The organism is Cognatilysobacter segetis (assembly GCF_004359965.1).
Lineage (GTDB): Bacteria > Pseudomonadota > Gammaproteobacteria > Xanthomonadales > Xanthomonadaceae > Cognatilysobacter > Cognatilysobacter segetis.
Map to the genome: position 1 here is coordinate 1 of NZ_SMRQ01000067.1, position 16,882 is coordinate 16,882.

At 69.6% G+C, this 16,882-nt stretch carries 14 protein-coding genes, 1 tRNA gene and 1 pseudogene; 3 read left to right on the forward strand and 13 right to left on the reverse strand.

Going from position 1 to position 16,882, the window contains the following annotated elements; translation table 11 throughout:
• From E4F61_RS12485 to murJ, 10 genes and pseudogenes are all read right to left on the reverse strand, one after another.
• On the reverse strand, window positions 1-372 hold a 372-nt coding region (locus E4F61_RS12485), incomplete at its 3' end, for a hypothetical protein (RefSeq protein WP_238382925.1).
• Window positions 372-2,735, reverse strand: coding sequence for an ABC transporter permease (locus E4F61_RS12490; RefSeq protein ID WP_162301490.1), 2,364 nt, complete (start codon window positions 2,733-2,735; stop codon window positions 372-374). The genes E4F61_RS12485 and E4F61_RS12490, both read right to left, overlap by 1 nt.
• Window positions 2,732-2,905 carry a hypothetical protein gene (locus E4F61_RS14940; protein ID WP_238382929.1) on the reverse strand — a complete coding sequence of 58 codons (174 nt, stop codon included), beginning with the start codon at window positions 2,903-2,905 and terminating at the stop codon, window positions 2,732-2,734. Before E4F61_RS14940 ends, E4F61_RS12490 begins: the two co-directional genes overlap by 4 nt.
• 90 nt (window positions 2,906-2,995) lie before the next feature.
• Window positions 2,996-3,465: pseudogene (locus E4F61_RS15050) on the reverse strand (ABC transporter ATP-binding protein); the annotation flags it as partial.
• A 169-nt stretch (window positions 3,466-3,634) separates the two neighbouring features.
• A tRNA-Thr gene (locus tag E4F61_RS12500) sits at window positions 3,635-3,710 on the reverse strand.
• A gap of 66 nt (window positions 3,711-3,776) precedes the next feature.
• Window positions 3,777-4,727, reverse strand: coding sequence for a 4-hydroxy-3-methylbut-2-enyl diphosphate reductase (gene ispH / locus E4F61_RS12505; RefSeq protein WP_133479973.1), 951 nt, complete (start codon window positions 4,725-4,727; stop codon window positions 3,777-3,779).
• A 10-nt stretch (window positions 4,728-4,737) separates the two neighbouring features.
• Window positions 4,738-5,247 carry a signal peptidase II gene (gene lspA, locus E4F61_RS12510; RefSeq protein WP_133479974.1) on the reverse strand — a complete coding sequence of 170 codons (510 nt, stop codon included), beginning with the start codon at window positions 5,245-5,247 and terminating at the stop codon, window positions 4,738-4,740.
• A 43-nt stretch (window positions 5,248-5,290) separates the two neighbouring features.
• Window positions 5,291-8,086: an isoleucine--tRNA ligase gene (ileS, locus tag E4F61_RS12515; protein WP_238382927.1), complete on the reverse strand. Its 2,796-nt coding sequence runs from the start codon at window positions 8,084-8,086 to the stop codon at window positions 5,291-5,293.
• A 76-nt stretch (window positions 8,087-8,162) separates the two neighbouring features.
• Window positions 8,163-9,113 carry a bifunctional riboflavin kinase/FAD synthetase gene (locus E4F61_RS12520; protein WP_133479976.1) on the reverse strand — a complete coding sequence of 317 codons (951 nt, stop codon included), beginning with the start codon at window positions 9,111-9,113 and terminating at the stop codon, window positions 8,163-8,165.
• A gap of 36 nt (window positions 9,114-9,149) precedes the next feature.
• Entirely contained in the window at window positions 9,150-10,733 is a 1,584-nt protein-coding gene (gene murJ / locus E4F61_RS12525; protein WP_202908999.1) for a murein biosynthesis integral membrane protein MurJ, read from the reverse strand.
• Between the two features lie 149 nt (window positions 10,734-10,882).
• On the opposite strand from murJ, the gene rpsT reads away from it, so the two are divergent.
• A complete protein-coding gene (rpsT, locus tag E4F61_RS12530) occupies window positions 10,883-11,155 on the forward strand; it encodes a 30S ribosomal protein S20 (protein WP_133479978.1) in 273 nt (90 codons plus the stop codon).
• A 151-nt stretch (window positions 11,156-11,306) separates the two neighbouring features.
• On the opposite strand, the gene cgtA is transcribed toward rpsT, so the two are convergent.
• From cgtA to rplU, 3 genes are all read right to left on the reverse strand, one after another.
• Window positions 11,307-12,404: an Obg family GTPase CgtA gene (cgtA, locus tag E4F61_RS12535; RefSeq protein ID WP_133479979.1), complete on the reverse strand. Its 1,098-nt coding sequence runs from the start codon at window positions 12,402-12,404 to the stop codon at window positions 11,307-11,309.
• 155 nt (window positions 12,405-12,559) lie between these two features.
• A complete protein-coding gene (gene rpmA, locus E4F61_RS12540; protein WP_133479980.1) occupies window positions 12,560-12,820 on the reverse strand; it encodes a 50S ribosomal protein L27 in 261 nt (86 codons plus the stop codon).
• A gap of 12 nt (window positions 12,821-12,832) precedes the next feature.
• Window positions 12,833-13,153, reverse strand: a complete 321-nt coding sequence (gene rplU / locus E4F61_RS12545) for a 50S ribosomal protein L21 (protein ID WP_133479981.1) — start codon at window positions 13,151-13,153, stop codon at window positions 12,833-12,835.
• Window positions 13,154-13,452: 299 nt separating this feature from the next.
• Here rplU and uvrA point away from each other — a divergent pair, with 299 nt between their 5' ends.
• Together uvrA and E4F61_RS15070 are read left to right on the forward strand one after the other, a co-directional pair.
• The gene (gene uvrA / locus E4F61_RS12550) at window positions 13,453-16,341 is read left to right on the forward strand and encodes an excinuclease ABC subunit UvrA (protein ID WP_133479982.1); all 2,889 of its coding nucleotides are present in this window, start codon (window positions 13,453-13,455) and stop codon (window positions 16,339-16,341) included.
• Window positions 16,338-16,882, forward strand: a 545-nt coding sequence (locus E4F61_RS15070) for an acyl-CoA thioesterase (RefSeq protein ID WP_484482005.1), incomplete at its 3' end; no start/stop codon positions are given. The genes uvrA and E4F61_RS15070, both read left to right, overlap by 4 nt.

Here is a 16,882-nt window from a genome sequence, read left to right on the forward strand (position 1 = left end):
GGCCGCGCTCTCGTCCGCGGCCGCCTGCCAGCGCGCACGCGCCTCCGCGCGCGCCGCGGGGTCGAGCAATGCCGCGCGCGTCGACCGGATGATGGCCAGACGCGAGCCGGCCGCGACGCGGTCGCCCGGTTCCAGCTCGATGCGCTCCAGGACGCCCGTCAGCGGTGCCGCGACGGCGAACCGCTCGCGCAGCCGCGTCCGGCCCTCCTCGACGAACGCGACCTCGACCGGACCGCGTTCCACGCGCGCGATCGTCACGTCGATCGGCCGCGGTCGGAAGGCCCACGCGGCGATCGCCAGGGCAGCGGCGACGAACAGCGCGTACAGCGGCCGCCGGCGCAGCGTCGAAGCCTTCGCGGGCGCGGGCGCCATCAGTCGCGCGCCTTGAGCACGGCGACGAGGTCGAGCGACGACACCCGGCGCCACACGGGTACCGTCGCCGCCGCGGCGCTCACGAAGGTGGTCAGAGCGGCGATGCCGTACGTCGACGGACTGATGTAGCGCGGGATGCGGAACAGGTCGGAGTCGAACCCGTGGACGAGCGCGGCGATGAGCCCGTGCCCGAGCACGAACCCGAGCGGCACCGCCAGCATCACCAGAAGCGCCAGTTCGCCGAGCAGCAGATAGCCGACCTCGGCGCGGGTGAAGCCGAGGATGCGCAGGCTCGCCAGGTCGCGTGCGCGCTCGGACAACGCGACCTGCGCGCTGCTGTAGGTCACGCCGGCGGTGATCACCGCGCCGAACAGCGTGCTGATCACCGTGAACGTGAGCACGGTGCGGGCCATGCCTTCGTAGAAATTGAGTATCGCCTCGCGCGGGCGGTCGAGCGATGCCACAGCCGGGCGCCGCGCGAGCTGCGCGTGCACGTCGCGCAGCGCATTCGCGTCGACCGCCAGTTGCGCGCCGTCGATGCGCGGGCCCTCGCCGAGCGCGCGATCCAGGGTCGCGCGGCGCATGTACGCCTGCGAGCCGAATGGTTCCTCGACCGTGCCCGCGAGCGGCAGCATCAGCACCGGCCGTCGCCCCGACAGCACCTCGACCTGCAGCACCTGGCCCGGTGCAGCGCCCAACCAGCGCGCGAGGTAGTCGGTGAGCACGATGCCGCCGGACGGCGGCGCGATGGGGCTGCCGCTCGCATCGAGCGGACGGCGCAGTTGCATGCCGTCTTCAAGACCGCGCAGCACGGTGCGATAACCGGCCGATCGGAACGCGATGCGCACCGGCACCGCGCGCTCGGCTTCCACACGCTGCACGCCCGGGATCGCGGCGATCTCGCGCAGCGCCCGGGGCGCGACAGGCTCGAAGAACGCGAGCGAGAGATCCTGGCGCTCGGTCGGCCGGAACTGGCGCTCGATCATGTAGTCGATCGCGTCGTGCTGGAACCGTCCCATCATCATCACCGCGGTGCCGAACGCGAGCCCCACCCAAGCGAGCAGCGAACGCAGTGGGCGCGTCGCGAGGTCGCGGAGCATCAGCCGATGCATCTGCGCGAGCCGCTGCAGCAGGCGCAGCGGCGCAAGGCGGCGGCGCCCGCCCTGCCAGGGCACGTCGGGCCGCATGGCGTCGGCAGGGGCGAGCCTCGCCACGCGGAGCAACGGCACCGTCGCCCCCAGCAACGCGCTCGCGAGACTTACCACGACCGCGTTCGCCAGGACCGCAGGCAACACGCGGAAATCCAGCGACGGCAATCGGTAGTAATCGCGGTAGAGATCCGCGACCCGCCGGCCGAGTTCCATGCCCAGCGCAATGCCGATGACCGCGCCGAGCAGCCCCGCCGTGACTGCGAAACCGGCGTAATGCCGCCACAGCTCGCGCGGCGAGAAGCCGAACGCGCGCAACGTCCCGATCTGCTCGCGCTCCACGGCCACCAGCCGCCCGAGGACGACGTAAAGCACGTACGCGGCGACGCCGAGGAAAACCGCAGGAAACAGGCGTGCGAGCGTTTCGAGCTGTCGCAGTTCCTCGCTCAGGTACCGGTGCGAGCGCTGGTCGGCGCGCGTGATCGCACCGGCGCCTCCGTACGGCGCGAGGATCGCATCCACGTCCGCGATCACCTGCCGCGCATTCGCCCCGTGCGCCAGCGCCAGCGCGACGGAATCGAACGCACCGTCCATGTCGACCGCCGCCGCGAGGCTACGCCGTGGCATCCAGACGATCGCGAACCGGCGCGCGTCCGGGAACAACGCGCCCGGCGCACCCTGCGACACGAACTCCGGCGACGCGCCGATGCCGGCGATGCGGAACGCGCTGCGGTGACCGTGCAGCACGAGAACGATCCGGCTGCCGGGACGAAGGCCGTGCGCGTCGGCGAAGGCATCGCTGACGACCACCGCGTCGCGTTCCGCGTCGCCCGGCACCCGCCCTTCGCGCAGTCGCAGGCGGTTGAGCGCGCTGCGTCCGGATTCGGGCAGGCTCAGCGCCTGAACGCGGATCGGCTCGTCGAAACCCGGCAATTCCGCGCGCCCCAAGGCCGTGACGCGCGTCTGCACCCGGGCCACGCCCGGCACTGAGGCGAGCCGGCCGCCCACGGCCTCGGGTGCGCGCCGCAGCTCCGCGAACGCGTCGGCGAACGCGAACGCGCGGTAGTAGCGATCGCGGCTGTCGACCAGCGATTCGAGCGTGCTGCGCGACATGACCAGATTGGCAACGCCGACGCCCGCCACGAGCGCGATCGCCAGCACCTGACCGCGCAGGCGCCAGAGATCGCGGCGACGCTTGCGGGCGAGCGCGGTCACCATGACAGCGACAGCGCGGGTACGCGCGCCTCGTTGCGGACCTCGCGCGCGATGCGGCCGTCCGCCATGTGCAGCGAACGGTGCGCCATCCGCGCGATGTCCGCGTTGTGCGTGATCACCAGCGTCGTCGTGCCGAGCTCGCGGTTGACCGCCTCCAGCACGCCGAGCACGCGCACGCCGGTCGACGCGTCGAGCGCACCGGTCGGTTCGTCGCAGAGCAGCACGTCGGGGCGCTTCGCGATGGCGCGGGCAATCGCGACGCGTTGCTGCTCGCCGCCGGACATCTGCGCGGGGAATGCCCGCTCCGCGCGGCCAGCCCAACGCGCGCGAGCGCTTCCTCGGGCGGCATCGGATTTGACGCGATCTCCGTGATGAGCGCGACGTTCTCGTACGCGGTGAGGCTTGGCAGCAGGTTGTAGAACTGGAAGATGAAACCCACGTGCTCGCGGCGGTAGCGCGTCAGCTCGACATCGTCCGCGCGGCCGAGGTCGTGGTCGCGATAGCGGAGCTCGCCGGCGCTCGCGACGTCGAGGCCGCCGAGGATGTTGAGCAGCGTCGACTTGCCGCTGCCCGACGGACCGAGCAGCACGACGAACTCCCCGTCACGCAGCAGCAGGTCGACATCGCGGAGGGCGCGCACCTCCACCTCGCCCATCCGGTAGGTCTTGCCGAGCCCGTGCGCCTCGAGCACCGCGCCGGGGCCGGCGTCCGACGCTGCGTCGCTCGCCATGGCCGCTTCCGGGGCGCGGATCCGGCCGCGTCTGCGGCAGATGCTAGCGCGCCCTCCGCCACCCGGCCCTGCCGGCAGCCCACCCGCAGACCGGCGGCTCGGCGGCAATCCCGGGACGCACCTGCAATAAAAAAGGCCTGCAGTGCATTCGCGCTGCAGGCCTTCGGATTGGTGCCGGAAATAGGAATCGAACCTACGACCTACGCATTACGAATGCGCCGCTCTACCGACTGAGCTATTCCGGCGGACCCCGCATTCCTGCGGGGAGGCGGAATTCTAGGCAGCCGTGGCGGCGAGGTCAACGCCGGCGTTCACTCGACCAGCTGGAGGCGTAGCGCCTTGGGCAGCGCGAAGACCATCGATTCGGGCTCGCCCGCCAGTTCGGAGACGCGCCCGGCACCGAGCGAGCGGAGCCGCTCGATCACGCCCTGCACCAGTACGTCCGGGGCGGATGCGCCGGCCGTCACGCCGATCGCGCGGCGCCCGTCGACCCAGCGCGGGTCGATCTCGTCCGCGCCGTCGATCAGATGCGCCTCGACGCCCTGCCGCTCCGCGAGTTCCCGCAGCCGGTTCGAATTCGAACTGTTGACCGACCCGACGACCAGCACGAGGTCGCACTGCCCGGCGAGTTCGCGCACCGCGTCTTGGCGGTTCTGCGTCGCGTAGCAGATGTCGTCGTTGCGCGGCCCCTGGATCATCGGGAATTTCGTGCGCAGCGCCTCGATCACGCCGCGCGTGTCGTCCACCGAAAGCGTCGTCTGCGTCGTATAGGCCAGGTTCTCGGGCTGCGACACGACGAGCCGCGCGACGTCGTCCGCGTCCTCGACCAGATAGATGGCGCCGGTCGCGCCTTCGCGCAGCCACTGCCCCATCGTGCCTTCGACCTCGGGATGGCCCTCGTGCCCGATCAGCACGACGTCGCGGCCCGCGCGGCAATGGCGCGCGACCTCCAGATGCACTTTGGTGACGAGCGGACAGGTCGCATCGAACACCTTCAGCCCTCGGCGCGCGGCCTCGGCGCGGACCGCCTGCGAGACGCCGTGTGCGCTGAAGATCACGGTGGCGCCGTCGGGCACCTCGTCCAGCTCTTCGACGAACACGGCGCCGCGCTGGCGCAGGTCCTCGACGACGAACCGGTTGTGCACCACCTCGTGGCGCACGTAGATCGGGGCGCCCAGCAGCTCGATCGCGCGCTTGACGATCTCGATGGCGCGGTCGACGCCCGCGCAGAAGCCGCGCGGGTTGGCGAGAAGGATGTCCATGCCGGGAATGCTACGCCCCGCCGACCGTGCGCGGCTGACGCTTCGGCAACAGCCCGGCCAGCACGATCCCCGCGACGCCGGCCACGATCGCGGAGTCGGCGATGTTGAACGAGGGCCAGTAGTGCTGTCCGACATGCCACTGGATGAAGTCGATCACGTGGCCGTGGAGCAGCCGGTCGATGACGTTGCCGATCGCGCCGCCGATGACCAGCGCGTACGGCACCGCCGTCCGCCAGTCGCTGCGGGGGGTGCGCGAGAGCCAGCCCGACAGCACGCCGCTGATGACCAGGGCGAAGGCGAGGAACAGCCATTTCTGCCAGCCGCCGGCATCGCTCAGCAGGCTGAACGCGGCGCCTTCGTTGTAGGTCCGGTACCAGTTCCAGAACCCGGGGACCACCGGCACGGCCGTGTACTCGGGCAGGCTGCGCAGCACCCACGCCTTGGAGAGCTGGTCGCCGACGATCACCGCTGCCGACAGCAGCAGCCAGGTCAACGCGTTGGGACGGATGTTTCGTTGCATCGGTACTCCCATTGGGGCGACGCGGCGCGCGGCCGCGCCGGCCTCAGAACCAGCGCCGGACTTCGCCCGCGCCTTCGATATTGATCACGCAGCGGCCGCAGATCTGCGGGTGCGCAGCATGGGTGCCGACGTCGGCGCGGTAGTGCCAGCAACGGGCGCACTTGGGCTTGCCGGTGCGGCGCGCCGCGATCTCGCCCGTGCCCTCGCCCACCGTCACGTCACCGCTGATGAACAGGAAGCGCAGCTCGTCCTCGAGTCCGCGCAGCCACTCGGCATCGTCCGCCGTCGCGTTCAGCGTGATCTCCGCTTCGAGCGCCGCCCCGATCTCGCCTGCGGCGCGCATCGGCTCGAGTACGCGACTCACCCGCTCGCGCAGGGCCAGCAGCGCGTCGAAGCGCTCGGCGCCGAGCGGCGCGTCGGGCGGCAGCGGCGCGAGCCCGTCGTACCAGGTCGCGAGCAGCACGTTCTCCGCGCGCGCGCCGGAAGGGGTCACCGCGGGCAGGAAATGCCACATCTCGTCGGCGGTGAAACTCAGGACCGGCGCGATCCAGCGCGCGAACGCCTCCGCGAGGTGATACATCGCCGTCTGCGCGGAGCGCCGGCCTGCCGAGCCGGCCGGCATCGTGTACAGCCGGTCCTTGGTGACGTCGAGGTACAGCGAGCCGAGGTCGACGCTGCAGAAGTTCGCCAGCGACTGCACGATTTCCGCGAAGTCGTAGCGCGCGTACGCGGCCTCGAGCTTCTGCTGCAATTCGTAGGCGCGGTGGACGATCCAGCGATCGATCGCGACCATCGACTCGAGCGGCTGCAGGTGCTCCACCGGATCGAAGCCGTCGAGGTTGCCGAGCAGGACGCGCGCGGTGTTACGCAGGCGGCGGTAGACGTCGCCGCTGCGCTTGAGGATCTCATCGGAGACCGACATCTCGTTGCGGTAGTCGGTCGACGCGATCCACAGACGCAGCACGTCCGCGCCCATCTGCGCGATGACCTTCTGCGGCTCGACCGTATTGCCGATCGACTTCGACATCTTCTTGCCCTGCGCATCGACCGTGAAGCCGTGCGTGAGCACCTGCCGGAAGGGCGCGACGCCGTCCATCGCGACGCCGGTCAGCAGTGAGGACTGGAACCAGCCGCGGTGCTGATCGGAACCTTCGAGATACAGATCGGCCGGCTTGCGCAAACCGTCCTGCGGACGCTGCGCGAGCACGCATTCGTGCGTGACGCCCGAATCGAACCAGACGTCGAGGATGTCGGTGACCTTCTCGTAGTCCTCGGCATCGGGGCCGAGCAGCTCGGTCGCGTCGCAGTCGTACCACGCGTCGACGCCCGCGGATTCCACCCGCGTCGCGACATCGCGCATCAGCTCGGGCGAACGCGGATGCGGCTCCCCGGTGGCGCGATGGATGAACAGTGCGATCGGCACGCCCCAGGTGCGCTGACGGCTGATGCACCAGTCCGGGCGGCCTTCGACCATGCCGGTGATGCGCGCCTCGCCCCACTCGGGCACCCACCCGACGTCCTTGATCGCGGCGAGCGCGTCGCGGCGCAGCCCGGCCTGCTCCATCGAGATGAACCACTGCGGCGTCGCACGGAAGATCACCGGCGTCTTGTGGCGCCAGCAGTGCGGATAGCTGTGCGACAGCGGATGCGCGGCGAGCAGCAGACCGACGTCGCGCACGGCGTCAACGAGGACGTCGTTGGCCTTCCAGATGTGGACGCCGGCGATCGTGTGCCCGTTCGCGTCCGGCGTGCCCGGCAGGTACCGGCCGCGCGAATCGACCGGGTTCATCTCGGCCGCGGTGTACTTCTCGATCAGCCCGTACTTGCGGCTGACGGCGAAGTCCTCCTGGCCGTGTCCCGGGGCCGTGTGCACCGCACCGGTGCCGTCCTCGTCCGACACGTGATCGCCGAGCAGCAGCGGGACGTCGCGCTCGTAGAACGGATGCGCCAGCACGATGCCTTCCATCGGCGCACCCGCCGAGGTGCCCAGCACGCGCACGTCTTCGACGCCGTAGCGCTTGAGCGCGCGCTCGGCGAGCGCGGCGGCCAGCACCAGAAGCCGCCGACCGCGGGGCCCGACCGGACCTTCCGCCAGCACGTACTCGATGTCGGGCCCGACCGATACGGCAAGGCTCGCAGGAAGGGTCCACGGCGTCGTCGTCCAGATCGGCACCGCGACCTCGACGCCCGCATCGATATCGACGCCGAACACGCGCGCGAGCTGCTGCGGATCACGCGCCAGGTAGGCGACGTCGATCGCCGGCGATGTCTTGTCGGCGTATTCGATCTCGGCTTCGGCGAGGGCGGAGCCGCAGTCGAAGCACCAGTGCACGGGCTTGGCGCCGCGCAGCAGGTGACCGCGCTCGACGATCTTCGCCAGCGCGCGCAGCATGTCCGCCTCGTAGCGGAAATCCATCGTGCGGTACGGGTTTTCCCAGTGGCCGAGGATGCCGAGGCGCTTGAAGTCGCGGCGCTGCTGGTCGATCTGCTCCGCGGCGTATTCGCGGCACTTCTGGCGGAACTGCGCGGCATCGAGCTTGTCGCCGACCTTGCCGAACTTCTTCTCGACGGCCACCTCGATCGGCAGGCCGTGGCAGTCCCACCCCGGCACGTACGGCGCGTCGAAGCCCGACAGCAGCTTCGACTTCACGACGATGTCCTTCAGCACCTTGTTGACCGCGTGGCCGATATGGATCGCGCCGTTCGCATACGGCGGGCCGTCGTGTAGCACGAACGAACGCTCGCGACCGCCGACCGCCTGGCGAATCCGCGCGTACAGCCCGTCCTGCTCCCAACGGGCGAGCGTGACCGGCTCGCGCTTCGGCAGGTCGCCGCGCATCGGGAAGTCGGTGGCCGGCAGTTGCAGCGTGGCCTTGTACGGGTTGGCGTCGGGCGTTTCGCGGTCGGTCACGGGGTCAGGCGGTCCGTCGGGTGTTCAGGGGAGCGAGGACGCGCCGCGCCTGGTCCGCATCGCGATCCATCTGCGCGACGAGGGCGGGAAGTCCGTCGAATTTGAGTTCGTCGCGCAGCTTCTCGACGAACTCGATGCCGATGCGGCGGCTGTAGATGTCCGCGTCGAAATCAAAGATATGGGTTTCCAGCAGCGGCTCAATGCCGCCGACCGTGGGGCGCGTGCCGAGGCTCGATACCGCGTCGAGCGGTTCAGGCCCGAGGCCGTGCACCCGCGTGGCGAAGATGCCCGAGAGTGGCGCGGCGGCGCCCGGCAGGCGCAGGTTGGCCGTCGGGTAGCCGAGCGTGCGCCCCAGTTGGCGGCCGCGGACGACGCGGCCCTCGATGACGTACGGGCGGCCGAGCAGGCTCGCGGCCTGCTGAAAGTCACCGGCGGCGAGGGCCTCGCGGATCCGCGTGCTCGACACGCGCCCGGCCTCGACGCCGACCGGCTCGATGGTGCAGGCATCGAAGCCCAGCCGTGCGCCCTCGCGCCGGAGAAGTTCGAAATCGCCGGCGCGGGCGCGGCCGAAGCGGAAGTCGGGACCCACCCAGACGGCGCGCGCGCCCAGCGCACCGACCAGCACGCGCGACACGAAGGTTTCAGGATCCAGCCCGCTCAGGCGCGCGTCGAAGCGCAATAGGGCGACCTCGTCGATGCCAAGGCGGAAGAGCCCTTCGACCCGCGCGCGCGTCGAGCCCAGCCGCGCGGGCCCGGCGCCCCGCGCGAAGAACTGCCGCGGCAAGGGGTCGAACGTCACGGCGACGGCGCGCAGGTCGCGCGCGCGCGCATCCTCGACGGCGCGGCGCACCAGCGCCTGATGCCCCAGGTGCAGGCCGTCGAATGCGCCGATGCAGACCACGCTGCCCTGCGATGCATGCATCGCGCGGTCGACGTCTCGAAACAGCCTGCTCATCGGTCGAAGTATAGCCAGCCGGACGAACCGGCCGGCTCAGTGCTCGCGCAGGTCGCGCGGGCGGAAGCCCATGGCGAGCAGCGCGGCCAGGTAGACGAACACGCCGCCGCCCACCAGCACCGCGAGCCACGTGATGCGGCGCGCGGTCGAGACGGTGGTGAAATCGGGCGCCCACCAGAGGCCAAGTGCGACCGCGGCGGCCATCGCCACGCAGGCCCCGGCCAGGCGCAACGAGAAGCCGGTCCAGCCGGGCTGCCGGTCGTAGACCCCCGCCTTGCGCAGCCAGCGCCAGAGCAGCGCGAGGTTGAGGTAGCTGGCCACGGCGCTCGCGAGGCCCAGCGCCAGATGCAGGCCCGGCGTGTTCGACAGCGCGTGACGGACGCCGAGCGCACGGGCGTCGGCGGGCGCCCACAGGTGGTAGAGCACGAGCAGGAACAGGCCGTTCATGACCATGTTCGCGACCAGCGACGCCACGCCCGCGCGCACCGGCGTGCGCGTGTCCTGTCGGGCGTAGAACGCCGGCAGCACGATCTTGACCAGCGCGAACGCCGGCAGCCCGAAGCTCAGGCCCACCACCGACATCGCCGTCATGCGCGTATCGAACGGCTTGAACGCGCCGTGCTGGAACAACGTGGCGACCAGCGGCTGCGACAGCAGCATCAGCCCGAGCATCGCCGGCACGGAAATGAGCAGCGTCGTGCGCAGGCCCCAGTCCAGCGCGCGCGAGAACCCCTCGTGGTCGGTCTTGACGTGGTGGCGCGAAAGCGTCGGCAGGATCACAGTGCCGAGCGCGATGCCGAACACGCCCAACGGCAGCTCGAGGAAGCGATCGGCCTGCGAAAGCCAGGTCTGCGAGCCGACGAACAGGTGTGCGGCGATCACCGTGTCCAGCAGCAGGTTCACCTGCGCGACCGACGACCCGAACAGCGTCGGCACCATGAGGCGCATCACCTTGCGCACGTCGGGGTGGGTCCACCCCCAGCGCGGCAACGTCAGCAGGTCGATCGAGCGCAGCGCGGGCAACTGGAAGAGCAGTTGCAGCACGCCCGCGAACAGCACGGCCCAGCCCATCGCGAGAATCGGCACCTCGAGCCGCGGGGCGACCCACAGCGCGCCCGCGATCATGCAGAGGTTGAGGATCACGGGCGTGAGCGCCGGCAGCCCGAAGCGGTTGAAGCTGTTGAGCGCCCCGCCGGCCAGCGCGGTCAGCGAGACGAACAGGATGAACGGGAACGTCAGCCGGAGGAGTTCCGTCGTAAGCCCGAACTTCGCGCCCGAACCGCCGGCGAACAGCCACGCCACCTGCGGGGTGAAGATCAACCCCAGCGCGGTCAGCACCAGGAGGAACCCGCCCAGAGTGCCGGAGACCCGCGACATCAGCTCGCGCAGGTCGGCATGCGGCCGGGTCTCCTTCACCTCGGTGAAGACGGGGACGAAGGCGGTGGAGAACGAGCCCTCCGCGAACAGCCGCCGCATGAAATTCGGGATCCGGAAAGCGACCCAGAACGCGTCGGTGGCCGCCCCGGGCTGGAAGGTCGCGTTGAAGGCGATATCGCGGACGAGGCCGAGCACCCGACTCACCATCGTCATGCTGCTGAACGAGAGCAGCCCCCTCAGCATCCTCGGCTTGCTCATGCGGCGCGCCTACACGGTGCATTGACGCAACCCATTGAAACCGCCATACTTTCCGGTCTGTCTGTACCCAATTCCCTCTCCTCAACGTGCTGTCTCCCGGACAGCCGCTCCATCAAGACTTCCAGGAAACCGCCGTGGCCAACATCAAGTCCGCCAAGAAGCGCGCCAAGCAGACGATCGTGCGCAACATGCGCAACGCCAGCCAGCGCTCGATGCTCCGCACCGCCGTCAAGAAGGTGCTCAAGGCGCTCAACGCGAATGACGCCGCCGCCGCCGAGGCCGCGTTCGCGTCGGCCCAGCCGCTGCTCGACCGCTTCGGTTCGCGTGGCCTCATCCACAAGAACAAGGCTGCTCGCCACAAGAGCCGCCTGAATGCCCGCATCAAGGCGCTGAAGACCGCCGCCTGATTCGCGCGCTTCGCGAAAAAACCCGGCTTCGGCCGGGTTTTTTTGTGCCTGCGATCCTGCGGACGACGCAGACGATGCACGCGGGCCCGCGCCGGCGCGCGCGCGCAGCGTCGTCAGCCCGGGACGGATACGGCGCGCCATCGGCGTCGGATCAGGCGGTGCCGTTGTCGCGGTCGGACGACGGCTTCGCCGCGGCGTCGCGCTCGGCCTTCGCCTCGTCCTGCGCTTCGCGCTCGCGGTCGAAGAATGCCATGACGTCCTTCATGATCGGCCATGTGCCCTCGCGGCCGATGGCCGAGACGAGGTACCAGCGGCCCGACCAGCCGAGCTCGTCGATGATGGCGTGCGCCAGCCCCTGCTGCTCTTCCTCGAGCAGGAGGTCGGCTTTGTTCAGCACCAGCCAGCGTGGCTTGGCGAGCAGTTCCGGATCGTGCCGTTCCAGTTCGCGCTCGATCGCCCTTACCTGCTCGGCGGGCGACACGCCTTCGACGCCGCCTTCCATCGGGGCGATGTCGACCAGGTGCAGCAACAGGCGCGTGCGCTGCAGGTGGCGCAGGAACTGCGCGCCGAGGCCCGCGCCGTCCGCGGCGCCCTCGATCAGGCCCGGAATGTCGGCGATCACGAAGCTGCGATGCGGCTCGACGCTGACCACGCCGAGATTGGGATACAGCGTGGTGAACGGGTAGTCCGCCACCTTCGGCGTCGCGGCCGAAACGGCGCGGATGAAGGTGCTCTTGCCCGCGTTCGGGAACCCGAGGAGGCCGACGTCCGCGAGCAGCTTCAGCTCCAGCTTCAGAGCGCGCTGCTCCCCCGGCAGGCCCGGCAGCGCCTTGCGCGGTGCGCGGTTAACCGAGCTCTTGAAATGCATGTTGCCGAGGCCGCCCTTGCCGCCCTGCGCGACGAGCAGCCGCTCGCCGTGGCGCGTCAGGTCGCCGATCACCTCGTCGGTTTCGACGTTGGTGATGACGGTGCCGACCGGAACCGCGACGACCAGGTCCTCGCCCGCCTTGCCGTACATCTGCCGGCCCATGCCGTTCTCGCCGCGCTGCGCCTTGAACATGCGCTGGTGGCGGAAATCGACCAGCGTGTTGAGGTTTTCGTCCGCGACGAGCCAGACGCTGCCGCCGTCGCCGCCGTCGCCGCCGTCGGGGCCGCCGAGCGGGATGAACTTCTCGCGCCGGAAGCCGACGCAGCCGTTGCCCCCATTACCTGCGATGACCTGGATTTCGGCTTCGTCGACGAGTTTCATGTGTGTGCTTCGCAGGTGGTGCGTGAGGCGCCCAGTCGGGCGGTGGCGACTCTACGCCGGCGGAGGGTGCGGCGTCGCGAACGCTGGCCGCCGATCGCGGCCTTGCAAACGAAAAGCCCCGCCGAAGCGGGGCTCGTCGCTGCGTCGGAGGCGGATCAGCCCGCGTTGACGACGCTGACGGTGCGGCGCTTGGCAGCGCCCTTCACCGAGAACTCGACCTTGCCGTCCACCAGCGCGAACAGCGTGTGGTCGCGGCCGAGGCCGACGCCCGCACCCGGATGGAACTGGGTGCCGCGCTGACGCACGATGATGTTGCCGGCCTCGATGGCCTGGCCGCCGAAAATCTTGACGCCCAGGTACTTCGGGTTGGAGTCGCGGCCGTTGCGGGTGGAACCTACGCCCTTTTTGTGTGCCATGACGGCTGCTCCTTACTTCTTGTCGCCGGCAGCGATGCCGGTGATCTGGATTTCGGTGTAGTGCTGACGGTGGCCCATCTGCTTGCGATGGTGCTTGCGTCGACGGAACTTGACGATCTTCACCTTGTCGGCGCGGCCGTGGCCGACGACCTTGGCGCGCACGGTGGCGCCCTTGAGCGCGTCGCCGAGCGTGACGCCGTCGCTGCCGCCGAGCATCAGGATGTTGTCGAAGGTGATTTCGCTGTCGGCGTCCGCCTCGAGCAGCTCGACGCGCAGCGTCTCGCCTTCCATCACCCGGTACTGCTTGCCGCCGGTGACCAGTACTGCGTACATGACCAGACTTCCTCTGTAGTTATTGTGGTCGCTGCCCACCGGAACGCGCGCGGACAGAAGCGGAATTCTAGGCGACTCAACGGGTTATCGCAACGGGGCCTTCACGCGGGACCTGCCGGGGCCCGGTCTCACCGGGCGAGACGCCCATCCCCCACGCTATCCCTGTTCAGGAAAGGCCGGACCAGTCGTCCGCTCACGCCTTCCTGCCCGACGGGCCGACAAATTGTCCGGGACTCCCGCTCCCGATAGGCTCTCCTGTTCGCCGCGGCGCGGCGATCCCCCTCCCCCAGGATCTACCGATGGCGATGGAATTCATCCGCATCCGCGGCGCGCGGACGCACAACCTGAAGAACGTCGACCTCGACCTCCCCCGCGACAAGCTGATCGTCATCACCGGGCTGTCGGGCTCGGGCAAGTCGTCGCTCGCCTTCGACACCATCTACGCCGAGGGCCAGCGTCGCTACGTCGAGTCGCTATCGGCGTACGCGCGGCAGTTCCTGTCCGTGATGGAGAAGCCCGACGTCGACCACATCGAGGGCCTGAGCCCGGCGATCTCGATCGAACAGAAGTCGACCTCGCACAATCCCCGCTCCACCGTCGGCACGATCACCGAGATCTACGACTACCTGCGCCTGCTGTTCGCGCGCGTGGGCATCCCGCGCTGCCCGGATCACGGCTTCCCGCTGGAGGCGCAGACCATTTCGCAGATGGTCGACCAGGCGCTCGCGCTCGACCCGGAGCAACGCTACATGCTGCTCGCGCCCGTGGTGCGCGAGCGCAAGGGTGAACATGCGCAGATCTTCGACCAGCTTCGCGCGCAGGGCTTCGTGCGCGTGCGCGTGGACGGCACGCTGTACGAGATCGACGAGGTGCCGAAGCTTTCGCTGCGCGTGAAGCACACGATCGAGGCGGTGATCGATCGCTTCCGCCCGCGCGAGGACCTCAAGCAGCGCCTGGCGGAATCGTTCGAGACGGCGATCAAGCTCGGCGACGGCATGGCGCAGGTGCAGTCGCTCGACGACGAGAAGGCGACGCCGCTGCTGTTCTCCGCGAAATACAGCTGCCCGGTCTGCGATTACTCATTGCCCGAGCTCGAGCCGCGGCTGTTCTCGTTCAAGTCGCCCGTCGGCGCCTGCCCGACCTGCGACGGTCTCGGCATGAGCCAGTACTTCGACCCGTCGCGCGTGGTCGTGCACCCGGACCTGTCGCTTTCGGCCGGCGCGGTGCGCGGTTGGGATCGCCGGAATACCTACTACTTCCAGCTGGTGCAGTCGCTGGCGCGGCACTACCACTTCAACGTGGACACGCCGTGGAACCAGCTCACCGACGAGGCGCGCGAAGCCGTGCTGTTCGGCAGCGGCAAGGATGCGATCACCTTCACGTACGTCAACGATTCCGGCGGGCGCTACCAGCGCAAGCACCGGTTCGAGGGCGTGATCCCGAACCTCGAACGCCGTTACCGCGAGACCGAATCGCAGGCGGTGCGCGAGGAGCTGTCGAAGTACATCAGCGATCGCCCGTGCTCGGAATGCGGTGGCGCTCGGCTCAACCGTTCGGCGCGCAACGTGTTCGTCGGCGAGCACTCCGTCGCGCAGATCGTGATCCTGCCGATCGACGCCGCACTGCGCTTCTTCGCCGAGCTCGAGCTGCCCGGCTGGCGGGGCGAGATCGCCACTAAGATCGTCAAGGAAATCGCCGAACGGCTGACGTTCCTGGTCGACGTGGGCCTCGACTACCTCACGCTCGAGCGCAAGGCCGACACACTGTCGGGCGGCGAGGCGCAGCGCATCCGACTGGCGTCGCAGATCGGCGCCGGCCTGGTGGGCGTGATGTACGTGCTCGACGAGCCGTCGATCGGCCTGCACCAGCGCGACAACGAACGCCTGCTCGGCACGCTCACGCGCCTGCGCGAGCTCGGCAACACGGTCATCGTCGTCGAGCACGACGAGGATGCGATCCGCCTCGCCGACTATGTCGTTGACATCGGCCCGGGTGCGGGCGTGCACGGTGGTGCGATCGTCGCGCAGGGCACGCCGCAGGACGTGATGTCGAACCCGGCGTCCGTCACCGGGCAATATCTGAGCGGGTCGCGCGGCATCGCCGTGCCGGACAAGCGCCACAAGCCCGACAAGGCGATGACGTTCCGCCTGAAGGGTGCCAAGGGCAACAACCTCCGCAACGTCGACCTGGAGATCCCGGCCGGTCTGTTCACCGCGATCACGGGCGTGTCCGGCTCCGGCAAGTCGACGCTGATCAACGACACGCTGTTCGCCATCGCGGGCAATGAACTCAACGGCGCCTCGATGTCGCCGGCGCCGCACGACAGCTACGAAAACATCGAACTGTGGGACAAGGTCGTGGACATCGACCAGTCGCCCATCGGCCGCACGCCGCGCAGCAACCCGGCGACGTACACCGGCCTGTTCACGCCGTTGCGCGAACTGTTCGCGCAGGTGCCGGAGTCGCGTGCGCGCGGCTACGCGCCGGGCCGCTTCAGCTTCAACGTCAAGGGCGGTCGCTGCGAGGCCTGCCAGGGCGACGGCCTGATCAAGGTGGAGATGCACTTCCTGCCCGACGTCTACGTGCCCTGCGACGTCTGCCACGGCAAGCGCTACAACCGCGAGACGCTGGAGATCCTCTACAAGGGCTACAACATCAACGACGTGCTCGAGATGACCGTCGAGGACGCGCTGGGCCTGTTCGACGCGATTCCGTCCATTTCGCGCAAGCTCGAAACGCTGATGGACGTCGGCCTGAGCTACGTGAAGCTGGGCCAGCCGGCGACGACGCTGTCGGGCGGCGAGGCGCAGCGCGTGAAGCTGTCGAAGGAGCTCTCGCGTCGCGACACCGGTCGCACGCTGTACATCCTCGACGAGCCGACCACGGGCCTGCACTTCGCCGACATCGAGCAGCTGCTCGGTGTGCTGCACCGGCTGCGCGACGACGGCAACACGGTCGTGGTGATCGAGCACAACCTTGACGTCATCAAGACCGCGGACTGGGTGATCGACCTCGGGCCCGAAGGCGGCCATCGCGGCGGTACCATCCTGGGCTGCGGCACGCCCGAGGAAATCGCGGCGATGCCGCAGTCGCATACCGGCCGCTTCCTTGCGCCGCTGCTCCGACGCGATCAAGCTGTCGCGCCCGCGCCGAAGCCCGGCCGCAAGCGCAAGACCGCCTCTCGATGACCGACCAGCCGCCCCCGCCCTCCGACAAGAAATCGCGTCGCCGCAGCGCGCCGCGCAAGCGCGCCCCCGCCAAGCGCGCGCCTGACGCGGAAGCGGTATCGGCCAGCGATGCTTCGATCACGTCCCGGACCGTGACGGTCCAGGACGCTGCGCTGTCCGCACCCGATGCGGTCGCCGAGAAGCTCGATCCGCATCCGCTGCAGGACGCCGGTGACCGGGGCGACGCGCCCGTCGACGACGCACCTCTCGCGACCGAGGTGGCGCCGTCGGCCGCTCCGGCCGCGCGCCGCGACAGGCGGGAGCGGCGCGACAAGGTCGACCGGCCGAGCGTCGAACCATCGCAGGCCGACGCGCCGAGCGCGGAACCGCCGTCGCCGCCGGACTCGACCGCTGTCGCGACGCCGCCCGCCACCGCGCCGTTCCCGCGCCAGGCGGAACTGCGCCCGGGCGAACTGATCCGGGTGCCGTTGTCCGTGCGCTGGCGCGATCTCGACGCGTTCAACCACGTCAACAACTCGAAGTACCTCAGCTACCTCGAGGA

Bases quoted from the DNA above. Each gene is read 5' to 3' on its own strand.
- rplU (WP_133479981.1), bottom strand. From the start codon at position 13,153: ATGTACGCAGTACTGGTCACCGGCGGCAAGCAGTACCGGGTGATGGAA.
- uvrA (WP_133479982.1), top strand. From the start codon at position 13,453: ATGGCGATGGAATTCATCCGCATCCGCGGCGCGCGGACGCACAACCTG.
- murJ (WP_202908999.1), bottom strand. From the start codon at position 10,733: ATGCTGAGGGGGCTGCTCTCGTTCAGCAGCATGACGATGGTGAGTCGG.
- rpmA (WP_133479980.1), bottom strand. From the start codon at position 12,820: ATGGCACACAAAAAGGGCGTAGGTTCCACCCGCAACGGCCGCGACTCC.
- cgtA (WP_133479979.1), bottom strand. From the start codon at position 12,404: ATGAAACTCGTCGACGAAGCCGAAATCCAGGTCATCGCAGGTAATGGG.
- E4F61_RS12520 (WP_133479976.1), bottom strand. From the start codon at position 9,113: ATGAGCAGGCTGTTTCGAGACGTCGACCGCGCGATGCATGCATCGCAG.
- ileS (WP_238382927.1), bottom strand. From the start codon at position 8,086: ATGCGCGGCGACCTGCCGAAGCGCGAGCCGGTCACGCTCGCCCGTTGG.
- lspA (WP_133479974.1), bottom strand. From the start codon at position 5,247: ATGCAACGAAACATCCGTCCCAACGCGTTGACCTGGCTGCTGCTGTCG.
- ispH (WP_133479973.1), bottom strand. From the start codon at position 4,727: ATGGACATCCTTCTCGCCAACCCGCGCGGCTTCTGCGCGGGCGTCGAC.